The organism is Pseudomonas sp. LBUM1679 (genome assembly GCF_059695565.1).
Window position 1 is genome coordinate 1987937 of the sequence record NZ_CP166774.1, and the last position, 20124, is coordinate 2008060.

Here is a 20124-nt window from a genome sequence, read left to right on the forward strand (position 1 = left end):
GATGCTAGCTGTTGAATGCAGGAGATTAAGGATTATCCATGGTGCAGTTAACAAGGTTATTCGTCATAAGCCGCGTATTTTTTATGGTCTTTCTGATCAGCGGTGCAGCGCAGGCGCAAACGTCGCCGATTATGCTGTCAACTCCCGCTGGCGGCATGATCGAGGCGGCACCTGATGACATCGTCGCCCAGGCGATTCAGGCCGAGCTGGCGCCGCTGGCGACGGCGTTCCCGCCGCTGCTCACCTCGCCGCGTCATCAGCGGGTGGATGTGAACCGGGTGGTGATGGATTTTTATAGTCATCGCGGTTATCGCGCCGCCTGGTCCCGCGACAGTGACGTTGCCCAGTTGTTGAAAAGCCTGGGCGAAACCCAGGTCGACGGGCTCGACCCCGCGGATTTTCGCATTGCCGAGCTGGCCGGGGCGCAAACATTCATGCAGTCCATGGTGCCGACCCCGGCCCAACGCGCTGCGTTCGACATGGCGGCCACCCATACCTTCATTACGGCGTTGCTGCAGTTGCGGCGCGGCAAGGTCGACCCCTCGCGACTGGACATGCATTGGAACTTCGACCCTGTCGGCGTCGATCCGCGCGAGGACGTGAATCATTTCTTCGCCGCACTCGACAACCACGATGTGGCGCGGGCGTTTGCTCAAGCGCCGCCACAAGAGACGGTTTATGGCAGCTTGCGGATGGGCCTGGCGCAATTGCGCAAAGTGCGGGACAAGGGTGGCTGGCCGAAGGTTGCCGAAGGCCAGTCGCTCAAGCCCGGCATGGATAACGCTGCGGTGGCGCAGTTGCGAGCCCGTTTGGTCGCGGGTGGCTATCTGGCTGCGCAACACTCGCCGCGCACGATTTACGACGACGCCGTTATCGCTGCGGTGAAGAAGTATCAATCCGAGCAATACCTGGGGGCGGACGGTGTAGCGGGGGCGACGACGCTGGCGGCCTTGAACGTGCCTGTCGAGGCGCGGATCGATCAGGTCCGGGTGAATATGGAGCGCGCACGCTGGTTGCTGTACAAGCTGCAGGGCACGTTCGTCATCGTTGATATCGCCGGTTACAAAGTGGCGCTCTACCGCGACGGCAAGGCGATATGGCGTTCACGGGTACAGGTCGGCAAGCCGTTCCGCAGTACGCCGGTGTTTCAGTCCGAGATTACCTACGTCACCTTTAACCCGACCTGGACCGTGCCGCCGACGATCCTGGTCCAGGATATGTTGCCCAAGATCCGCAGCAATCCTGGCTACCTGGCCGCCAATCATATCAAGGTCCTGGATCGCGAAGGCAATGTGCTCGATCCGGCGGGCGTCGACTGGGACAACCCGCGCGGCCTCACCTTGCGCCAGGATGCCGGCGCGGAAAACTCGCTGGGCCAGGTGGTGATCCGGTTCCCCAACGACTATGCGATCTATCTCCACGACACGCCGCATCGGGAACTGTTTGCCAAAACTTTCCGGGCCACCAGTTCCGGCTGCATACGGGTGGAAAACCCGTTGCAGCTGGTTGAGCTACTGTTTAACGATCCGGTTCGCTGGAATGCCGACGGCATCCAGGCGCAGCTGGCCAAGGGCAAAACCGAAAACATCAAGCTTCCGGTCAAGGTGCCGGTGTTGTTGGCGTACTGGACGGTAGACCTGAGCAACGATGGTCGGGTCATTTTCAAACCCGACATTTACGGGTACGACTCGGCGGTACTTCGGGGATTGAACAGGCCTTCGCAGCTGCCCGTCCTGGATTGGCAGCGGGCAGGTAGCCCCGCGGTCGTGGCGGGGCAAAGCCAACAGTAACCAGGAAGGGTGCTGGATTCAATATCGTTACAGGAGGGAATCTGAAGATGGATGTTGCGCAAAAAAAACCGTCATTTTCTACACGTCAGCTTGATGTGCATGACTTCGATGAGTGTCGCAATATTCAAAAAGGTCCGGTGTTCATCATTGCATCGGGGGCCTCCGCGAAAGAGTTTCCGCTGGAGAAGTATGCCGACGTTCCGATGATTACCATGAACGGGGCTATTTCGATGTTCATCGAGCCTGACATCAAACCGTTCTTTTACGCCTGCACCGACGACGCCTTTTGCCGACAACAGCCTTATCTTTTTGCCCAGGCCATGCGCCTCAGCCAGCGGCTAGCCTTGTGGGAAGACCTCATCCGGTATGAAGCGCTGACGCCCGAGGGTGAGCTTTTTTTGCTGACGCGGGCCCCCAAGCTCACCTGGAGCGAACTGCTTTTGCGGCCGGATAAAGAACTCATCCGCCGACGAAAACTGGGGACTGGCCGCAATCGCAGCCTGGGTTTCAGCAAGAACCTCAAGCGAGGCTTCTTTGATGCGCGCACGGTGGCCTACCTGGCATTGCAGATTGCCTATCACGTGGGGTTCACCCGGGTGTTCCTGGTGGGCGTCGACCTGGATCAGTCGGCGGGTCGCTTTTATGAGAAAGCGGGCACCCTTGTTTCACCCTGCAACCTTGACGATCACTTTCATACGAGAATCCTGCCGTCGTTCGAGATAATGTCGAAGTACGTCATGAATGAAGATTTTCAGGTCTACAACCTCTCCGGATCGTCGCGGATTCCCGATGAACTCGTGCCCCGGGTGACGCTGGATCAGATCGACAGGATGATTTGAACAGGCCCACCGTCAACAGCACGCATCGGTCAAAGTGACCGTCAACCGTTCGGCACTTGCAGCCGGAGAGCAATGAAGCGTCGCCTAAGCTTTGATTTGACCGGAAATTTCTCCGGCGCTTGCAAGGAAGGTGTGGCATGACTTCATTAAAGTTCGGCGCGTCGATCCTGTTGGTCTGTCTGACAGGCTGTGCAACCAGCGGCAGTTCCTATGAACCGCCACCGGTGCCGGCATCGGCGGTGACGCTGGATGATGGGCAAATCCACAGCACCTTGGAGGGCAAGAAATTCTATGGGACTACCCGAGAGGGCAGGCATCCTTACTCCATGAGTTTTGCGCCTGGCGGCGTAGAAGTATTCGAGATGGCCCCCAACAAGCCCGAAAAGGAAAAATGGACGTTGAAAGACGGCGTGGTGTGTATCGAAGCCAAAGGCTACCCAACGGAATGCAGCCAGGTGAAGGTCGCCAATAACGAATATTGGTTTGTCGATCCGAAGAGCGGGAAAGTCAACGCTCACCTGAAACTCACGCCTTGAGGGTCATGCTGGTGCAGGAACGGGGGGGTGCAAGGCACGCCCGTTCCTCGCCTCAAGCCTTGCCCGGCCAAAGGAGAGTGCCGCCTCCCCACGGCGTAGACCGGTTCAGAAAATATAAGGGTTCCGGGCCTTCGCCCATGCCCTGACAGGACGAGCGTTGGCCAATCCCCCGCTCATTGGCTGCGTTTATTCGTTCAGCTGCCTGTCCCGCCACCCGCGCCACCGGTTCCACCCCCTGGTGCCCCCGTGCCGCCGCCCGCGCCGGAGCCCGAACCGCTGGTCCCGCCACTGGTGCCGGTGTCGCCACCCGAGTCCGTGCGATTACCGCTTGAAGGCTCGCCGGGGGTGTTATCCGGGGGCGTGGTCGGCCCGCTGGTGGCGCCGGATTGGGTTCCGGTGGCATCGGCACCATCGCCCGACCCTGCAAACGTGGCCGCTGACGCCACCGATAACAATCCGGCCAATAGCAACGAAGTGATTTTGCTGTTCATCATGGTGCGTCTCCAAAAGAAGAGTCGTTACCTGATGTTGGTGTGAGGGGGCGGGGAGTTGGTGCCGGTTGGATGACGAGTGGTGGGGGGGCGGCCATTCATCATCGATGAGAGGCTGCTGACGCAACCGCCGAAACGTGGAGATGTCACACGCTAGGGGGCGTTCTCAATTAGTTTCCCCTCCGCGCCGGGTCTGCTGTTGTGCAGGGCAAGGCGCGAGAAGCGTGGTTTGGTCATTCCAAATAAGCTTCGAGCAACGCAGCCCTGCACAACAGCAGGCCCGGCCCTTCGGGTTGTGCCTTAAAGCGGGCCAGGCTGCGTTGCAGGCCTTGGAAAGGGAACAACCATTCCCGGCGGCCTGCGCCTTGCCTGGCCCGCTTTAAGGCGACAACGCGGTGGGGAAACTAATTGAGAACGCCCCCTAGACACCCCGCCCTCAGGAGCGTTGGCCCATGAAGAATTTGCGAATCGCGACGTTCAACGTCAACGGCATGCGCGCCAGGCTGCCGAACCTGCTGGCCTGGCTGGAGCGAGAACAACCGGACATTGCCTGCTTGCAGGAGCTCAAGTCCGTGGACACTGCGTTCCCCGCCGCAGCGCTTGAGGCCGCTGGCTATGGCTCGGTCTGGCAAGGCCAGTCGTCGTGGAACGGGGTAGCGATTCTGGCGCGGGATGCGCAACCGCTGGAGAGTCGGCGCGGTTTGCCGGGCGATGACAGCGACAGCCACAGTCGCTATCTGGAGGCCGCCGTGCACGGCATTCTCGTGGGCTGCCTGTACTTGCCCAACGGCAATCCGCAGCCGGGGCCGAAGTTCGATTACAAGCTGGCGTGGTTCGAACGGCTGATCACCTATGCCAAGGACCTGCAAAGCAGCGAACACCCGGTGGTGCTGGCGGGTGACTACAACGTGGTGCCGACCGACCTGGACATCTACAACCCGCGATCCTGGCTCAAGGATGCGCTGCTGCAACCGGAAAGCCGCGAGTGTTACCAGCGGTTGCTGGATCAGGGCTGGACCGATTCCCTGCGTCACCTGTATCCGGAGGATCGGCTCTACACCTTCTGGGACTACTTCCGGCAGCACTGGCAGAAAAACTCGGGGCTGCGCATTGATCATCTGTTGCTCAACCCGGCATTGAGCCCCTATCTGCAAGAGGCGGGTGTCGACGCCTGGGTGCGCAACGAACCCCATGCCAGCGATCATGCGCCGACCTGGATTCGACTGGGTACGCGCAAACGGCGCTGACTTCTACCCGGGTGGCGATTGGCTAAATCAATTGTCAGTCGAAGCGGTTTTTCCCTTATACATGGCGACCAACAGCGCAGAGATCTGCGGCCCCTGCATAAGGATCGAGCAATGAGCGAGCCCCGCCTGACCCACCTGGCGTTGTACCTGCAACAGCTGGGCTTCGACGCCCCACCGGCACCGACCCTGGACACCCTGCGCCTGTTGCAATGGCGGCATACCGGCATCTTTGCGTTCGAAAACCTCACCACCCTGTCGGGCGAACCCGTGCTCATCGACTTGCCGTCCATGGAGCAAAAAGTCCTGCGAGAGGGTCGCGGCGGTTACTGCTATGAACTCAACAGCCTGTACCTGGCCCTGCTCCAGGCGCTGGGCTTCGACGCACGCGGCATCTCCGGCCGCGTAGTCATGGGCCAAGCCGAAGGCGCGTGGACCGCGCGCACGCACCGGTTGAGCCTGGTGATCCTGGACGGCGTGCGCTACATCACCGACGTCGGCTTCGGCGGCATGGTGCCCACCGCACCGCTGAGACTCGATTCCACGACCGAACAGCTCACCCCCCACGAACCCTATCGCATCGAGCGGCATGACGACGGCTACACCCTGCGCGCCAAGGTCGCCGGGGAGTGGAAGGCGATGTACATCTTCGACCTGCAACGCCAGGAAGACATCGACTACGCCGTCGGCAACTGGTACGTCTCGACCCATCCCGAATCGTCATTCAGAAAACAGCTGATGGTGGCGCGAACCGGGGACGGATGGCGGCGTACGCTGAACAACGGCAGCTTTGCGATTCACCGGGTCGGCAGCGAGAGCGAGCGGCGGCAGGTGGTGGATGTACAGGAACTGGTGGCGCTGCTGGAGCGCGAGTTCGGGATTCGCGTGCCGGAGCATGCAGGGTTGAAGAGGGTGCTTGGGCGGTTGATCGAGCCCGCATAGGAGGCTCATTGCAAGATTGCATGGGGCAATTTGGGCACATGTCGATAATCTGACCGATGAGTTGTATACAACTCTATAGACATTTGTCATAAGTATTGAATACAGTGTGCGCACAACAAAAACCAGGGAACCCCCCAAACCATGAAAACGCCCTCTGTTTCACACCAACGGCCCGAGGATGAAAATCTCGGGGTCGGCGCGAATATGGCTTACGGCCTGCAACATGTTCTGACCATGTACGGCGGCATCGTCGCGGTGCCTTTGATCATCGGCCAGGCGGCCGGGCTCTCGCCGGCGGACATCGGTTTGTTGATTGCTGCTTCATTGTTTGCGGGAGGCCTGGCGACGTTGCTGCAAACACTGGGTCTACCGTTTTTCGGTTGCCAGTTGCCGCTGGTGCAGGGCGTGTCGTTCTCTGGCGTCGCGACCATGGTGGCGATTGTCAGCAGTGGCGGGGAGGGTGGCTTCCAGTCGATTCTCGGGGCGGTGATTGCCGCGTCCCTGATCGGTTTACTGATAACGCCGGTGTTCTCGCGCATTACCAAATTCTTCCCGCCGCTGGTGACGGGGATCGTCATCACCACCATCGGCCTGACGCTGATGCCGGTGGCCGCGCGCTGGGCCATGGGCGGCAACAGTCATGCGCCGGACTTCGGCAGCATGGCCAACATCGGCCTGGCGGCGATGACGCTGGTGCTGGTCCTGTTGCTGAGCAAGATCGGCAGCGCGACCATCTCCCGGTTGTCGATTCTGCTGGCCATGGTCATCGGTACGGTGGTCGCGGTGTTCCTCGGTATGGCGGACTTCTCGTCGGTGACCCAAGGCCCGATGTTCGGCTTCCCGACCCCGTTCCACTTCGGCATGCCGACGTTCCACTTTGCGGCGATTCTGTCGATGTGCATCGTGGTCATGGTGACCCTGGTGGAGACGTCGGCGGACATTCTGGCGGTCGGTGAAATCATCGGCACCAAGGTTGATTCCAAACGCCTGGGCAACGGCCTGCGTGCCGACATGCTGTCGAGCATGATCGCGCCGATCTTTGGCTCGTTCACCCAAAGCGCCTTTGCCCAGAACGTCGGGCTGGTGGCCGTGACCGGGATCAAGAGCCGTTTTGTGGTGGCTACCGGCGGCTTGTTCCTGGTGATCCTCGGACTGCTGCCGTTCATGGGCCGGGTGATTGCCGCGGTACCGACCTCGGTGCTTGGCGGAGCCGGCATCGTGTTGTTCGGCACCGTGGCCGCCAGCGGCATTCGTACGCTGTCCAAGGTCGACTACCGCAACAACGTCAACCTGATCATTGTTGCCACGTCCATCGGCTTCGGCATGATCCCCATCGCCGCACCGAACTTCTACGACCACTTCCCAAGCTGGTTCGCCACGATCTTCCACTCGGGCATCAGCTCCTCGGCGATCATGGCCATCGCGCTGAACCTGACCTTCAACCACCTCACCGCCGGCAACTCCGACCAGCAATCGGTGTTTGCGGCAGGTACCGAGCGGGTGCTGCGTTACCAGGACCTGGCGGCCTTGCGCGAAGGGGATTATTTCAGCGAAGGCAAGCTGCACGACTGCGACGGCAAGGAGATTCCGGTGGTCGAGGCAGAGCATGGGCATGCAGAACCGCGGGCGGTGCAGGCGAAAAGCAGTGAGCATGTCTGACGGCACTACTTGGTAAAAGGCGGTAGATCAAAAGATCGCAGCCTGCGGCAGCTCCTACAGGCGTACGCCAATCCAATGTAGGAGCTGCCGCAGGCTGCGATCTTTTGACTTTATGACAGCCACAAAAAAGCCCCCGAACCTTTCGATTCGGGGGCTTTTCGATTTTGCTGTCTGGCTCCACGACCTGGACTCGAACCAGGGACCCAGTGATTAACAGTCACTTGCTCTACCAACTGAGCTATCGCGGAATGCCGTGTATGTTACTGATTCAAAAAGAGAAGTCAAGCATCTGTTGGCGATCGGACGGTTTCGATGAGACGGACGGTGGTTTATCGATCATTGACGGTTACCAGAATGGCCCCGGAGGTCTACCATGGCCGCCCGGAAGTGGTTACACGCGCTGCCGGCCATTCGCCGAAAAGGTACGCGCCATGAATCACCCAGTCTTCACGCCTCGCCACCACGAGGTGCTTGCATGAGTATCGCTCAGATCAGTCTGCCCAAAGGGGTTGGCCCTCACGCGGAGAAGTTGTTCGACGCGATCACTCAGGCCAGCACCGCTGACGAATTGAACCGCGCCGGTGGCAAGGCCGAAGGCTTTGTCCTCGGCCTGGAAAGCACCAAGGCGATCAAAAGTCAGGTCGCCGAATCGCTGTATGTGGCCTATGACGATGCCGCCAGCCAGCGAGCAACCGAACTGGCTTAACCGCCGAAGGTCAGGGTGCCGAGCATCAGTTTGGCGTACAGCATCGTCGCGGCCAGTTGCACCAGCCACAAGGCCAGGCCGCCGAGGAAGACGCCAGCGGCCACTTGCATTACCAGGTTGTTCCCGCGTTTGGCCGGGGTGCGCGGGACGAAGGCATCCAGGTCATCCAGGTCATCGCGCTCGGCGCGTAGGTCATCGTTTTTCATGTGGGTTCTCATCAAATTCTCGGGTGTACACAAAACCTGTAGGAGCCGGCTTGCTGGCGAAGGCGTTTTCATGGGCGATGCATGGCTTGAGGCCTTCGCTGGCAAGCCAGCTCCTACAGGGGGGGGCAGATGTGTGCAGTCTAGAGCGCTTGGTTGGCGGGTTGAAAATTATCTGAGCCAAATAAAAACGGGAAGCCCATAGGCTTCCCGTTTCACATCGCCAAGCTGGATCAAATCACCTGAACGATCGCATCCGTCACGACGTCGATGTTGCTCTGGTTCAACGCCGCAACACAGATACGGCCGGTGTCCAGGGCGTAGATGCCGAACTCGTTGCGCAGGCGGGTCACTTGCTCAACGGTCAGGCCGGAGTAGGAGAACATGCCGCGCTGGCGACCGACGAAGCTGAAATCACGCTGGGGCGCTTTCCGGGCCAGCAGGTCGACCATCTGGGTGCGCATGCCGCGAATCCGCAGGCGCATTTCGGCCAGTTCTTCTTCCCACTGTGCGCGCAATTGCGGGCTGTTCAGCACGGCGGCGACAATGCTGGCACCGTGGGTCGGCGGGTTGGAGTAGTTGGTGCGGATCACACGTTTGACCTGCGACAGCACGCGGGCGCTTTCTTCTTTCGATTCGCTGACGATCGACAGGGCGCCGACGCGCTCGCCGTACAACGAGAAGGATTTGGAGAACGAGCTGGAGACGAAGAAGGTCAGGCCCGATTCGGCGAACAGGCGCACGGCAGCGGCGTCTTCGTCGATGCCATCGCCAAAGCCCTGGTAGGCCATGTCGAGGAATGGCACGTGACCTTTGGCTTTCACCACCTCCAGTACGTTGTTCCAGTCTGCCGGGCTCAGGTCGACGCCGGTCGGGTTATGGCAGCACGCATGCAGCACCACGATCGAACCGGACGGCAGGGCGTTCAGGTCTTCCAGCAGGCCGGCACGGTTGACGTCGTGGGTCGCGGCGTCGTAGTAGCGGTAGTTCTGCACCGGAAAGCCGGCGGTTTCGAACAGCGCGCGGTGGTTTTCCCAGCTCGGGTCGCTGATCGCCACGACGGCGTTCGGCAGCAGTTGCTTGAGGAAGTCGGCGCCGATTTTCAGGGCGCCGGTACCGCCGACGGCCTGGGTGGTGATGACGCGACCGGCAGCGATCAGCGGCGAGTCATTGCCGAACAGCAGTTTCTGCACAGCCTGATCGTAGGCCGCGATGCCGTCGATCGGCAAATAGCCACGGGAAGCATGTTGAGCGACGCGAGTCGTCTCGGCTTCGACAACGGCGCGCAGGAGTGGAATTCGCCCCTCCTCGTTGCAATAAACACCGACCCCCAGGTTGACCTTGTTGGTACGGGTATCGGCGTTGAATGCTTCGTTGAGGCCCAGGATTGGATCGCGTGGTGCCATTTCGACAGCGGAGAACAGGCTCATTTTTGCGGCGGCTCTGAATGGAGAGTGGAGGGACGTGTCGCGCTCCAGCCGAATGCACTAGAGCGGTGCACAAACGGGGAGCTAGTATAGAGGCCATCACTGATTTAAGGCGACAGGCATTTCGGCTTTTAACCGAGGTTTTCTCGATTATTTTTCGATCGTTCGTCGATTGATTGCGTCAAAGACTTCAAGGGTTGTAGGACGTTTGCCTTGAAAGCGCGGGCATTCGGCGCCACATTGAGCACAATCCCAGTTTTTTCCTCGGGCGACATCGGTCGTTTGCGGTCTTTTTCGTTGCTGTCCGGTTTGACCGGCCAGGCGCGAACCCAGAGGTTTTGTATGTCTGAATTCCAGCTAGTCACCCGCTTCGAGCCCGCCGGCGATCAGCCGGAAGCCATCCGCCTGATGGTCGAGGGCATCGAAGCCGGGCTGGCGCACCAGACGTTGCTGGGTGTGACCGGCTCGGGCAAGACCTTCAGCATCGCCAACGTCATCGCCCAGGTGCAGCGCCCGACCCTGGTGCTGGCGCCGAACAAGACCCTGGCCGCGCAGTTATACGGCGAATTCAAGGCGTTCTTCCCGAACAACGCGGTGGAATACTTCGTTTCGTACTACGACTACTACCAGCCCGAAGCTTACGTGCCGTCCTCGGACACCTTCATCGAGAAAGATGCCTCGATCAACGACCACATCGAGCAGATGCGTCTGTCCGCCACCAAGGCGTTGCTCGAGCGCAAGGACGCGATCATCGTCACCACAGTGTCGTGCATCTACGGTCTGGGTAGCCCGGAAACCTATTTGAAGATGGTGCTGCATGTGGATCGTGGCGACAAACTCGATCAGCGTGCGCTGCTGCGCCGGCTCGCCGACCTGCAATACACCCGCAACGATATGGAGTTCGCCCGTGCGACCTTCCGGGTGCGCGGCGATGTGATCGATATCCATCCGGCAGAATCCGATTTCGAAGCGATTCGCATCGAGCTGTTCGATGACGAAGTCGAGAGCCTGTCAGCCTTCGATCCGCTGACCGGCGAAGTGATCCGCAAGCTGCCGCGGTTCACCTTCTACCCGAAAAGCCACTACGTGACGCCGCGGGAAACCCTGCTGGGTGCCGTGGAGGGGATCAAGGTCGAGCTGCAGGAGCGTCTGGACTACCTGCGCTCCAACAACAAGCTGGTGGAAGCCCAGCGCCTGGAACAGCGCACCCGTTTCGACCTGGAGATGATCCTCGAGCTGGGTTACTGCAACGGCATCGAAAACTACTCGCGCTACCTGTCGGGCCGTGAATCCGGCCAGGCGCCGCCGACCTTGTTCGACTACCTGCCGGCCGATGCCTTGCTGGTGATCGACGAGTCCCACGTCAGCGTGCCGCAGGTCGGCGCGATGTATAAGGGTGACCGCTCGCGCAAGGAAACGCTGGTGGAATACGGTTTCCGCCTGCCGTCGGCGCTGGATAACCGGCCGATGCGGTTCGACGAATTCGAAAACATCAGCCCGCAGACGATTTTTGTCTCGGCGACGCCGGGCAATTATGAGGCGGAACACGCCGGTCGCGTCGTCGAGCAACTGGTGCGTCCGACGGGCCTGGTGGACCCGCAAATCGAAATCCGCCCGGCACTGACTCAGGTCGACGATCTGCTCTCGGAAATCGGCAAACGCGTGGCGCTGGAAGAGCGGGTGCTGGTGACCACGCTGACCAAGCGCATGTCCGAGGACTTGACCGATTACCTGGCCGACCACGGCGTGCGCGTGCGCTATCTGCACTCGGACATCGACACTGTGGAGCGGGTCGAGATCATCCGTGATCTGCGCCTGGGCACCTTCGATGTGTTGGTGGGGATCAACCTGCTGCGGGAAGGCCTGGACATGCCGGAAGTGTCGCTGGTGGCGATTCTCGATGCGGACAAGGAAGGCTTTCTGCGTTCCGAGCGCTCGCTGATCCAGACCATCGGGCGCGCGGCGCGCAATCTCAATGGCCGGGCAATTCTGTATGCGGATCGGATCACCGGTTCCATGGAGCGGGCGATCGGCGAGACCGAACGGCGTCGCGACAAGCAGATCGCCTTCAACCTGGCCAACGGCATCACGCCCAAGGGGGTGTTCAAGGACGTGGCCGACATCATGGAAGGCGCCACCGTGCCGGGTTCGCGCAGCAAGAAGCGCAAGGGCATGGCCAAGGCCGCCGAGGAAAGTGCCAGGTACGAAGCCGAACTGCGTTCGCCGGGGGAAATCGCCAAACGCATTAAAGCCTTGGAAGAGAAGATGTACCAGCTCGCCCGCGACCTGGAATTCGAAGCGGCGGCGCAGCTGCGTGATGAAATCAGCAAGTTGCGGGAGCGGTTGATCACTGTTTGAGATGTGCGGTGAATGGGCCGGCCTCATCGCGAGCAAGCTCGCTCCCACAGGGATTGTGGGTGGGCACATAGTTGTGAACACCTTCAATCCTTGTTGGAGATGGACACAGAGTGTGTGAACACCTTCAACCCTTGTTGGAGATGGACACAGAGTGTGTGAACACCTTCAACCCTTGTTGGAGATGGACACAGAGTGTGTGAACACCTTCAATCCTTGTTGGAGATGGACACAGAGTGTGTGAACACCTTCAACCCTTGTTGGAGATGGACACAGAGTGTGTGAACACCTTCAACCCTTGTTGGAGATGGACACAGAGTGTGTGAACACCTTCAACCCTTGTTGGAGATGGACACAGAGTGTGTGAACACCTTCAATCCTTGTTGGAGATGGACACAGAGTGTGTGAACACCTTCAACCCTTGTTGGAGATGGACACAGAGTGTGTGAACACCTTCAATCCCTATGGGAGATGGACACAGAGTGTGTGAACACCTTCAATCCCTATGGGAGATGGACACAGAGTGTGTGAACACCTTCAATCCCTATGGGAGATGGACACAGAGTGTGTGAGCACCGACAACCCCTGTGGGAGCGAGCTTGCTCGCGATGAGGCCCGTCGGAGCGCTACACCTATCAATTGGTGCGCTTCCCCAGCCTTCAGTCCAGCCTGCCAGCGCCTGGCAGGCAACACCGCCACAAAGCTGACCCCCCCCAACGCAATAATGGCTTATATGCCCCACCGACTGGAGCCAGGCAGGCTACGCCTGTTACCATTCGCCCCCTGTTTTATCTTCGCTTTTCATTCTTTTCGAGACATGCCATGACCACCGTCCGCACTCGCATCGCGCCATCGCCTACCGGGGATCCCCACGTAGGTACCGCTTACATCGCTTTGTTCAACTACTGCTTTGCCAAGCAGCACGGCGGTGAGTTCATCCTGCGGATCGAGGACACCGATCAGTTGCGTTCGACCCGCGAGTCCGAACAGCAGATTTTCGACGCCCTGCGCTGGCTGGGCATCGACTGGAGCGAAGGCCCGGACGTCGGCGGTCCGCACGGTCCTTACCGGCAGAGCGAGCGCGGCGATATCTATCAGAAGTATTGCCAGCAGCTGGTCGAGATGGGCCACGCCTTCCCGTGCTTCTGCACCGCCGAAGAGCTGGACCAGATGCGCGCCGAACAAATGGCCCGTGGCGAAACCCCGCGTTACGACGGCCGTGCGCTGTTGCTGTCCAAGGAAGAAGTGGCTGCCCGCCTGGCCGCCGGCGAACCTCATGTGATCCGCATGAAGGTGCCGAGCGAAGGCGTCTGTGTGGTGCCGGACATGCTGCGTGGCGACGTCGAGATCCCGTGGGATCGCATGGACATGCAAGTGCTGATGAAGACCGACGGCCTGCCGACGTACTTCCTGGCCAACGTGGTCGACGACCATCTGATGGGCATCACTCACGTCCTGCGCGGTGAAGAATGGCTGCCATCGGCACCGAAACTCATTCTGCTGTACGAATACTTTGGCTGGGAACAGCCGGAGCTGTGCTACATGCCGCTGCTGCGTAACCCGGACAAGAGCAAGCTGTCCAAGCGCAAGAACCCGACCTCGGTCACGTTCTACGAGCGCATGGGTTTCATGCCGGAAGCCATGCTCAACTACCTCGGCCGCATGGGCTGGTCGATGCCGGACGAGCGCGAGAAGTTCTCGCTGCAGGAAATGGTCGACCACTTCGACCTGAGCCGCGTCTCCCTCGGCGGCCCGATTTTCGACATCGAGAAGCTATCGTGGCTCAACGGCCAGTGGCTGCGTGACCTGCCGGTGGAAGAGTTCGCTTCGCGCCTGCAAACCTGGGCGCTGAACCCTGAATACATGATGAAGATCGCGCCGCACGTGCAAGGCCGGGTTGAAACCTTCAGCCAGGTGGCACCACTGGCGGGTTTCTTCTTCGCCGGTGGGGTCAATCCGGATGCCAGGCTGTTCGAATCGAAAAAGCTCTCGAGCGATCAGGTTCGCCAGTTGATGCAGTTGATCCTGTGGAAACTCGAAAGCCTGCGTCAGTGGGAGAAGGACAACATCACCGCGACGATCCAGGCGGTGGTCGACTCCCTGGAGCTGAAGTTGCGTGACGCCATGCCACTGATGTTCGCCGCGATCACCGGCCAGGCCAGTTCGGTGTCGGTGCTCGATGCGATGGAGATCCTCGGTCCGGACCTGACCCGTTTCCGTCTGCGCCAGGCCATCGACCTGCTGGGCGGCGTGTCGAAGAAAGAAAACAAGGAGTGGGAAAAACTGCTGGGCAATATCGCCTGATCCTGCGCGCCTGACATTGTAGGAGCCGGCTTGCCGGCGAAGGCGGCCTCGAGCCTTGCGATGCCAGTGAAAACGCTTTCGCCAGCAAGCCGGCTCCTACAGCGATCATTCCTGAACCCCGGTGTTTTCGGGGGGGAGGGCGGTAAGTGATTGTTATGTCGGCAAAAAACTTTGAAATATTTCAAAAATAAATTTGACAGGCTTTCGATACGCCCTTAAGATTCGCCCCGTCCTCAGCGATGACATCAACGATGAGGGGCTATAGCTCAGCTGGGAGAGCGCTTGCATGGCATGCAAGAGGTCGACGGTTCGATCCCGTCTAGCTCCACCAATTTACACTTCAAGGCCTGGCCACACCGGCCTTGAAGCGATCAACACTCAGCGTTGATCTGTTGTATAGAAGGGTTTGCGTCCCCTTCGTCTAGTGGCCTAGGACACCGCCCTTTCACGGCGGTAACAGGGGTTCGAGTCCCCTAGGGGACGCCAGTTTTACAGAAGCGATGTTGCAAGATGTCGCTCCGCCGCGAGGCGAAAAATCCGGGGCTTTAGCTCAGCTGGGAGAGCGCCTGCATGGCATGCAGGAGGTCAGCGGTTCGATCCCGCTAAGCTCCACCAATTTTACAGTTCAAGGTCTGGCCACACCGGCCTTGAATCGATCAGCTCTCAGCACTGATCAGTTGTATAGAAGGTTTTGCGTCCCCTTCGTCTAGTGGCCTAGGACACCGCCCTTTCACGGCGGTAACAGGGGTTCGAGTCCCCTAGGGGACGCCACGATTACCCGCTCTGCGGGATTTATAGGGGTCATTCAATCATTGAATGGCCCTTTTGTTTGTCTGGCGTTTGGCCAAATCCCCCCTTTCTTTCAAACTGTTCTTCAGACCAGCGGTCACATCCACGACTTGCGGAAAATTATTATGAGAATAATATTCTAGTCGTAATATTCGGAGGCAACGATGAACGATAAAAAAGCTCAAACCCGCGAACGCATTCTCAAGGCCGCCAGCGCAGCGCTGATCCAGCGCGGCCCGGCCGAACCGAGCGTGGGCGAAGTGATGGGCGCAGCCGGCCTGACCGTCGGCGGTTTCTACGCCCACTTCGACAGCAAGGACGCGATGATGCTGGAAGCGTTCAAGCAATTGCTCAGTCATCGCCGTGGCTTGATCGCCGACATGGATGCCGAGTTGACCGGCGAAGAGCGTCGCGCCCTGGTCGCGGCGTTCTACCTGTCACGCAAGCACCGTGATTCCTCTGACTCAGCGTGCCCGATCCCGGCGTCTGTCGGCGAGCTGGGCCGGCTGCCGGACGAATTTCGAGTGGCCTTGAATGAGCATGTGGAAATGATGGTCGCGCAGTTGGCGGCCAGCCCCGAAGACACCGACAAAGCCCTGGCCGACATGGCCTTGATGGTCGGTGGCCTGGCCCTGGCACGCGCGCTGGGGCCGGGAGAGTTGTCCGATCGACTGCTGCGCGCCGCCAAGTCGGCGGTGCTGTGACCTGAAGGCGTCAGCCTGGGGAGTGAGAGCGATGAGCACGTTGAAGTGGGTTCGTGGCGTTAATGGCACCTTGGGCTGGTTCGCACCACAACTGGTCGCAAGCAAAATGCGACTGGCGTTCATGACGCCGCGGGACCTGCCGCCGCGTGACTGGGAATTGCCGCTGCTGGCCAAATCCGAACGGATCACCTTGCGCTTCGGCCTCTCGGCCTTGCGTTGGGGGCAGGGCCCGGCGGTGTTGCTGATGCACGGTTGGGAAGGTCGGCCGACGCAGTTTGCCAGCCTGATCACCGCGCTGGTCGATGCCGGTTACACCGTAGTGGCGCTGGACGGTCCCGCCCACGGTCGCTCACCCGGCCATGAAGCGAATCTGGTGCTGTTCGCCCGGGCCATGCTTGAGGCGGCTGCCGAGTTGCCGCCCCTGCAGGCGGTCATCGGCCACTCCATGGGCGGCGCCAGTGCCATGCTCGCCGTGCAGTTGGGCCTGCGTACCGAAACCCTGGTGACCATCGCTGCCCCGGCACGCATCCTCGGGGTGCTGCGCGGCTTCGCGCGTTACGTGCGGCTGCCGCCCAAAGCCCGTTCGGCGTTCATCCGTCAGGTCGAGCGAGACGTCGGCATGCGTGCCGCGACGCTGGATGTCGCGCACTATCAGCTCGACATGCCCGGCCTGATCGTGCATGCCGAAGACGACAACTATGTCTCGGTCAAGGAATCCCAGCTGATCCACGAAGCCTGGTTCGACAGCCGTCTGTTGCGCCTGGAAGAGGGCGGTCATCAACGGGTGCTGGCCGATCCCCGGGTGATCGATGGCGTGCTGGCACTGCTGTCCGGTCGTAGCCTGCAATCGCGCCAATCGGCTTGAGCATCCGTTACACTGCCCCGGTCGACATCATCTGACCGGGAGTGGGGCATGGGCTGGGATCGGGCAACGCCGTTTATCATTGATCTGCAAGTGGGCGCCGAGGACATCGACGGGCTGGGTCACGCCAATAACGCGGTGTATGTGACCTGGCTCGAACGCTGCGCCTGGCGCCACTCCCAGCGGCTCGGCCTGGACCTGGTCGAGTACCGGCGGCTGGACCGGGCGATGGCGGTGGTGCGGCACGAGATCGATTACCTGGCGGCCGCCTATGAAGACGATGAGTTGCAGTTGGCGACCTGGATCGTCGATTGGGACCAGCGCCTGAAAATGACCCGGCACTTCCAGTTGAAGCGCCCCAGCGACAACACCACGTTGCTGCGGGCGCAGACCACCTTTGTCTGTATCGAACTGTCGACTGGCAAGCCCAAGCGCATGCCGGTGGAGTTTATCGAGGGTTACGGCCCGGCGTTGCAGATGTTGGATACGACCAAGATCTAATCCTTGTAGGAGCGAGCTTGCTCCGGGCGGCGCTCCGACGAAAAACCTGAGAGCGCTGCGGGGAATCAGGCTTGTCGCGTTATCGTTGACGATTTTCGTCGGAACGCCGCCCGGAGCAAGCTCGCTCCTACAGGGGATCTGCGATGTTCTGCGGATTTCTTCTGAAACCCGGTAAACTGCCGCACGTTTTTCGTCGAGTGTGTTTTTCATGCAAATTGCTTTGGCGCCCATGGAGGGGTTGGTCGACAACATCCTGCGGGACGTGCTGACCCGTGTGGGCGGTATCGACTGGTGCGTGACCGAGTTCATCCGGATCAACGATCAGCTGCTCACCCCTGCCTATTACCACAAGTTCGGTCCGGAACTGCTGACCGGCGCCCGCACTGCGTCCGGCGTGCCGTTGCGGGTGCAGTTGCTCGGGTCCGATCCGGTGTGCCTGGCGGAAAACGCCGCGCTGGCCTGCGAGCTCGGTTCCGAGGTCATCGACCTGAACTTCGGCTGCCCGGCCAAGACCGTCAACAAGTCCCGTGGCGGTGCGGTATTGCTCAAGGAACCGGAACTGCTCAACGAAATCGTCGAACACGTGCGTCGCGCGGTACCGGCGCACATCCCGGTGACCGCCAAGATGCGCCTCGGGTTCGACAGCCCCGACGGCGCCCTGGTCTGCGCCACGGCCCTGGCTGAAGGCGGCGCGGCGCACATTGTGGTGCATGCGCGGACCAAGACTGACGGTTACAAGCCACCGGCCCATTGGGAGTGGATCCCGCGGGTGCAGGACGTGGTCAAGGTGCCGGTGTTTGCCAATGGCGATATCTGGAGCGTCGAGGACTGGCGCCGTTGCCGCGAGATCAGCGGTGTGGAAGACATCATGCTCGGTCGCGGCCTGGTCTCGCGCCCCGATCTGGCCCGGCAAATCGCTGCGGCACGTGCCGGTGAGGAAGTGGTCGAGATGACCTGGGCCGAACTGCTGCCGCTGATCCAGGACTTCTGGCTGCAGGCCAAGGCGCAGATGACCCCGCGTCAATCGCCCGGTCGCTTGAAGCAGTGGCTGGCGATGCTGACCCGCAATTATCCCGAAGCGGTAGAGCTGTTCACTGTCCTGCGCCGTGAAACCGAACTGGACCAGGTCTCGCGTTTACTGGGGCTGCAGGTGGCCGAAGCGGCCTGAAAAAAATCTGAAAATACCCTCTTGAAAACCAGTCAGCGGTCCCTATTTTGGAATTACGCGATGCCGAATCCGGGTCGCGGAGACAAAAAAACTTGCTGATCTGTTTTCAGGAGATTTGAATCATGAGTACTGCATTTTCCATGGCCCCGCTGTTCCGTTCCTCGGTGGGCTTCGACCGTTTCAATGACCTGTTCGAAACCGCCCTGCGCAACGAACCAGGCAGCACCTATCCACCCTACAACGTGGAAAAACACGGCGACGACCAATACCGCATCGTCGTGGCGGCCGCCGGCTTCCAGGAAGAAGACCTGGAGCTGCAAGTGGAAAAAGGTGTGCTGACCATCAGTGGCGGCAAACGTGACGCGAACGAAGACGTCACTTATCTGTACCAGGGCATCGCCCAGCGGGCCTTCAAACTGTCCTTCCGCCTGGCGGACCATATCGAAATCAAGGCCGCCGGCCTGAGCAACGGTCTGTTGAGCATCGACCTGTTGCGGGTGATTCCGGAAGAGGCGAAAGCCAAACGCATCCCGATCAACGGGACGCAAAAACCGGCTCTGCAGCATTGAGTCGGACCCCGCGCAGGGTCGTCTGAGTACGACGCTGCCGGCTGAAGCCAAAAGACCCCGACCTGTCGGGGTCTTTTTTTTTGCAGGGTGGGTCCATGCCATCAGGTCCACCCATACCGGACCAGGTGAAAGAAGATCGGCGCCGCAAAGCACACCGAATCCAGGCGGTCGAGCATGCCGCCGTGGCCTTCGATCATGTGCCCCCAATCCTTCACGCCACGGTCGCGCTTGATTGCCGACATCACAATGCCGCCGGCGAACCCCAGCAGGTTGATCAGCAGGGCGATGAGCAGTGACTGCCAGGGATTGAACGGCGTGATCCACCACAAGGCACAACCGATCAACGACGCCAGGAGGATGCCACCGACAAAGCCTTCCACCGTCTTGGACGGCGACAGCTTGGGGGCGATCTTGCGTTTGCCGAACAGTTTTCCGCAGACGTACTGCAGTACATCCGACATCTGCACCACGATCACCAGATAGGCGATCAACAGCAGGTTTCGCCCTTGATAGCCGGCGATATCGAGGGTCAGCAGGGCGGGCACGTGGGACACACAGAACACCGCGATCATCAAGCCCCATTGGACTTTCGAGGCGCGTTCGAGAAAGTGCGTGCTGTCGCCGCCCAGGGACGCGAGGATCGGCAGGAGCAGGAACACGTACACCGGGATGAAGATCGAAAACAGCCCGTACCAGTCGTAGTAGATGAGCAGGTACTGCAGCGGCAGTGCCAGGTAGAACGCCGCCACCAGTGCCGGGTAGTCGCTGCGGCGGGTCGGCGTGAGGGTCATGAATTCGCGCAGGGCGTAGAAAGACACGGTGTAGAACAACAGGATCACCGCCGTGGTGCCGAGCCAGAAGGCGATACCGATCACCAGCACCATGACCCACCAGGCATTGATCCGGGCGTTGAGGTTGTCGATCACCGGGTTCGCCGTGCCGCCAGCGCGCCGCTTGAGCATGAAACCGATCACCGAGGCCAGCAGCAGAAACGCGCCAATCCCGCCAAACAACATCAGGGTTTGTCTGTCCATG

At 60.3% G+C, this 20124-nt stretch carries 18 protein-coding genes and 5 tRNA genes; 18 read left to right on the forward strand and 5 right to left on the reverse strand.

Annotated elements, in window-relative coordinates; all coding sequences use genetic code 11:
* The first annotated feature begins 38 nt into the window (after positions 1-38).
* From ACA062_RS09145 to ACA062_RS09155, 3 genes are all read left to right on the forward strand, one after another.
* Positions 39-1790 carry a L,D-transpeptidase family protein gene (locus tag ACA062_RS09145; protein ID WP_497456094.1) on the forward strand — a complete coding sequence of 584 codons (1752 nt, stop codon included), beginning with the start codon at positions 39-41 and terminating at the stop codon, positions 1788-1790.
* Positions 1791-1837: 47 nt separating this feature from the next.
* Positions 1838-2629, forward strand: a complete 792-nt coding sequence (locus ACA062_RS09150; protein WP_497456095.1) for a WaaZ-like lipopolysaccharide core biosynthesis protein — start codon at positions 1838-1840, stop codon at positions 2627-2629.
* 137 nt (positions 2630-2766) lie between these two features.
* Positions 2767-3165 (forward strand): hypothetical protein, encoded by a 399-nt coding sequence (locus ACA062_RS09155; protein ID WP_497456096.1) that lies wholly within the window; start codon positions 2767-2769, stop codon positions 3163-3165.
* Between the two features lie 194 nt (positions 3166-3359).
* On the opposite strand, the gene ACA062_RS09160 is transcribed toward ACA062_RS09155, so the two are convergent.
* The gene (locus tag ACA062_RS09160) at positions 3360-3659 is read right to left on the reverse strand and encodes a hypothetical protein (RefSeq protein WP_497456097.1); all 300 of its coding nucleotides are present in this window, start codon (positions 3657-3659) and stop codon (positions 3360-3362) included.
* Between the two features lie 449 nt (positions 3660-4108).
* Between ACA062_RS09160 and xth the strand changes: the two genes are divergently transcribed.
* From xth to ACA062_RS09175, 3 genes are all read left to right on the forward strand, one after another.
* Complete coding sequence (xth, locus tag ACA062_RS09165; protein WP_497456098.1) at positions 4109-4903, forward strand: exodeoxyribonuclease III; 795 nt, start codon at positions 4109-4111, stop codon at positions 4901-4903.
* Between the two features lie 111 nt (positions 4904-5014).
* Positions 5015-5842 (forward strand): arylamine N-acetyltransferase family protein, encoded by an 828-nt coding sequence (locus ACA062_RS09170; RefSeq protein WP_497456099.1) that lies wholly within the window; start codon positions 5015-5017, stop codon positions 5840-5842.
* Positions 5843-5983: 141 nt separating this feature from the next.
* Positions 5984-7501 (forward strand): nucleobase:cation symporter-2 family protein, encoded by a 1518-nt coding sequence (locus ACA062_RS09175; protein WP_497456100.1) that lies wholly within the window; start codon positions 5984-5986, stop codon positions 7499-7501.
* Positions 7502-7673: 172 nt separating this feature from the next.
* Here the strand turns inward: ACA062_RS09175 and ACA062_RS09180 are convergent.
* Positions 7674-7749 (reverse strand) — tRNA-Asn (locus tag ACA062_RS09180).
* A 227-nt stretch (positions 7750-7976) separates the two neighbouring features.
* Between ACA062_RS09180 and ACA062_RS09185 the strand changes: the two genes are divergently transcribed.
* Complete coding sequence (locus tag ACA062_RS09185) at positions 7977-8207, forward strand: hypothetical protein (protein WP_008007186.1); 231 nt, start codon at positions 7977-7979, stop codon at positions 8205-8207.
* On the opposite strand, the gene ACA062_RS09190 is transcribed toward ACA062_RS09185, so the two are convergent.
* A complete protein-coding gene (locus ACA062_RS09190) occupies positions 8204-8413 on the reverse strand; it encodes a hypothetical protein (RefSeq protein WP_128870954.1) in 210 nt (69 codons plus the stop codon). The two genes, ACA062_RS09185 and ACA062_RS09190, sit on opposite strands and share 4 nt — an antisense overlap.
* 230 nt (positions 8414-8643) lie before the next feature.
* Positions 8644-9840, reverse strand: a complete 1197-nt coding sequence (locus ACA062_RS09195; protein WP_497456101.1) for an amino acid aminotransferase — start codon at positions 9838-9840, stop codon at positions 8644-8646.
* Between the two features lie 339 nt (positions 9841-10179).
* Here ACA062_RS09195 and uvrB point away from each other — a divergent pair, with 339 nt between their 5' ends.
* From uvrB to ACA062_RS09250, 11 genes are all read left to right on the forward strand, one after another.
* Positions 10180-12195, forward strand: a complete 2016-nt coding sequence (gene uvrB / locus ACA062_RS09200) for an excinuclease ABC subunit UvrB (RefSeq protein ID WP_497456102.1) — start codon at positions 10180-10182, stop codon at positions 12193-12195.
* An 819-nt stretch (positions 12196-13014) separates the two neighbouring features.
* A complete protein-coding gene (gene gltX, locus ACA062_RS09205; protein WP_497456103.1) occupies positions 13015-14496 on the forward strand; it encodes a glutamate--tRNA ligase in 1482 nt (493 codons plus the stop codon).
* Between the two features lie 255 nt (positions 14497-14751).
* Positions 14752-14827, forward strand: a tRNA-Ala gene (locus tag ACA062_RS09210).
* A 79-nt stretch (positions 14828-14906) separates the two neighbouring features.
* Positions 14907-14982, forward strand: a tRNA-Glu gene (locus tag ACA062_RS09215).
* A 53-nt stretch (positions 14983-15035) separates the two neighbouring features.
* Positions 15036-15111: transfer RNA gene (locus ACA062_RS09220), tRNA-Ala, on the forward strand.
* An 80-nt stretch (positions 15112-15191) separates the two neighbouring features.
* Positions 15192-15267, forward strand: a tRNA-Glu gene (locus ACA062_RS09225).
* Positions 15268-15449: 182 nt separating this feature from the next.
* The gene (locus tag ACA062_RS09230; protein WP_497456104.1) at positions 15450-15989 is read left to right on the forward strand and encodes a TetR/AcrR family transcriptional regulator; all 540 of its coding nucleotides are present in this window, start codon (positions 15450-15452) and stop codon (positions 15987-15989) included.
* 31 nt (positions 15990-16020) lie between these two features.
* Positions 16021-16854, forward strand: coding sequence for an alpha/beta fold hydrolase (locus tag ACA062_RS09235; protein ID WP_497456105.1), 834 nt, complete (start codon positions 16021-16023; stop codon positions 16852-16854).
* Positions 16855-16902: 48 nt separating this feature from the next.
* Positions 16903-17352, forward strand: a complete 450-nt coding sequence (locus ACA062_RS09240; RefSeq protein ID WP_497456106.1) for an acyl-CoA thioesterase — start codon at positions 16903-16905, stop codon at positions 17350-17352.
* 208 nt (positions 17353-17560) lie between these two features.
* Entirely contained in the window at positions 17561-18520 is a 960-nt protein-coding gene (locus tag ACA062_RS09245; RefSeq protein WP_150765169.1) for a tRNA dihydrouridine synthase, read from the forward strand.
* A 122-nt stretch (positions 18521-18642) separates the two neighbouring features.
* Positions 18643-19089: an Hsp20 family protein gene (locus tag ACA062_RS09250; protein WP_140893592.1), complete on the forward strand. Its 447-nt coding sequence runs from the start codon at positions 18643-18645 to the stop codon at positions 19087-19089.
* Between the two features lie 101 nt (positions 19090-19190).
* Here the strand turns inward: ACA062_RS09250 and ACA062_RS09255 are convergent, their stop codons facing one another.
* Positions 19191-20123, reverse strand: coding sequence for a phosphatidate cytidylyltransferase (locus tag ACA062_RS09255; protein WP_497456107.1), 933 nt, complete (start codon positions 20121-20123; stop codon positions 19191-19193).
* Between the last annotated feature and the right edge of the window lies 1 nt (position 20124).

Bases quoted from the DNA above. Each gene is read 5' to 3' on its own strand.
- ACA062_RS09155 (WP_497456096.1), top strand. From the start codon at position 2,767: ATGACTTCATTAAAGTTCGGCGCGTCGATCCTGTTGGTCTGTCTGACA.
- ACA062_RS09250 (WP_140893592.1), top strand. From the start codon at position 18,643: ATGAGTACTGCATTTTCCATGGCCCCGCTGTTCCGTTCCTCGGTGGGC.
- ACA062_RS09255 (WP_497456107.1), bottom strand. From the start codon at position 20,123: ATGGACAGACAAACCCTGATGTTGTTTGGCGGGATTGGCGCGTTTCTG.
- ACA062_RS09160 (WP_497456097.1), bottom strand. From the start codon at position 3,659: ATGATGAACAGCAAAATCACTTCGTTGCTATTGGCCGGATTGTTATCG.
- ACA062_RS09190 (WP_128870954.1), bottom strand. From the start codon at position 8,413: ATGAAAAACGATGACCTACGCGCCGAGCGCGATGACCTGGATGACCTG.
- gltX (WP_497456103.1), top strand. From the start codon at position 13,015: ATGACCACCGTCCGCACTCGCATCGCGCCATCGCCTACCGGGGATCCC.
- ACA062_RS09185 (WP_008007186.1), top strand. From the start codon at position 7,977: ATGAGTATCGCTCAGATCAGTCTGCCCAAAGGGGTTGGCCCTCACGCG.
- ACA062_RS09175 (WP_497456100.1), top strand. From the start codon at position 5,984: ATGAAAACGCCCTCTGTTTCACACCAACGGCCCGAGGATGAAAATCTC.
- ACA062_RS09230 (WP_497456104.1), top strand. From the start codon at position 15,450: ATGAACGATAAAAAAGCTCAAACCCGCGAACGCATTCTCAAGGCCGCC.
- uvrB (WP_497456102.1), top strand. From the start codon at position 10,180: ATGTCTGAATTCCAGCTAGTCACCCGCTTCGAGCCCGCCGGCGATCAG.
- ACA062_RS09195 (WP_497456101.1), bottom strand. From the start codon at position 9,840: ATGAGCCTGTTCTCCGCTGTCGAAATGGCACCACGCGATCCAATCCTG.
- ACA062_RS09245 (WP_150765169.1), top strand. From the start codon at position 17,561: ATGCAAATTGCTTTGGCGCCCATGGAGGGGTTGGTCGACAACATCCTG.
- xth (WP_497456098.1), top strand. From the start codon at position 4,109: ATGAAGAATTTGCGAATCGCGACGTTCAACGTCAACGGCATGCGCGCC.
- ACA062_RS09145 (WP_497456094.1), top strand. From the start codon at position 39: ATGGTGCAGTTAACAAGGTTATTCGTCATAAGCCGCGTATTTTTTATG.
- ACA062_RS09150 (WP_497456095.1), top strand. From the start codon at position 1,838: ATGGATGTTGCGCAAAAAAAACCGTCATTTTCTACACGTCAGCTTGAT.
- ACA062_RS09235 (WP_497456105.1), top strand. From the start codon at position 16,021: ATGAGCACGTTGAAGTGGGTTCGTGGCGTTAATGGCACCTTGGGCTGG.
- ACA062_RS09240 (WP_497456106.1), top strand. From the start codon at position 16,903: ATGGGCTGGGATCGGGCAACGCCGTTTATCATTGATCTGCAAGTGGGC.
- ACA062_RS09170 (WP_497456099.1), top strand. From the start codon at position 5,015: ATGAGCGAGCCCCGCCTGACCCACCTGGCGTTGTACCTGCAACAGCTG.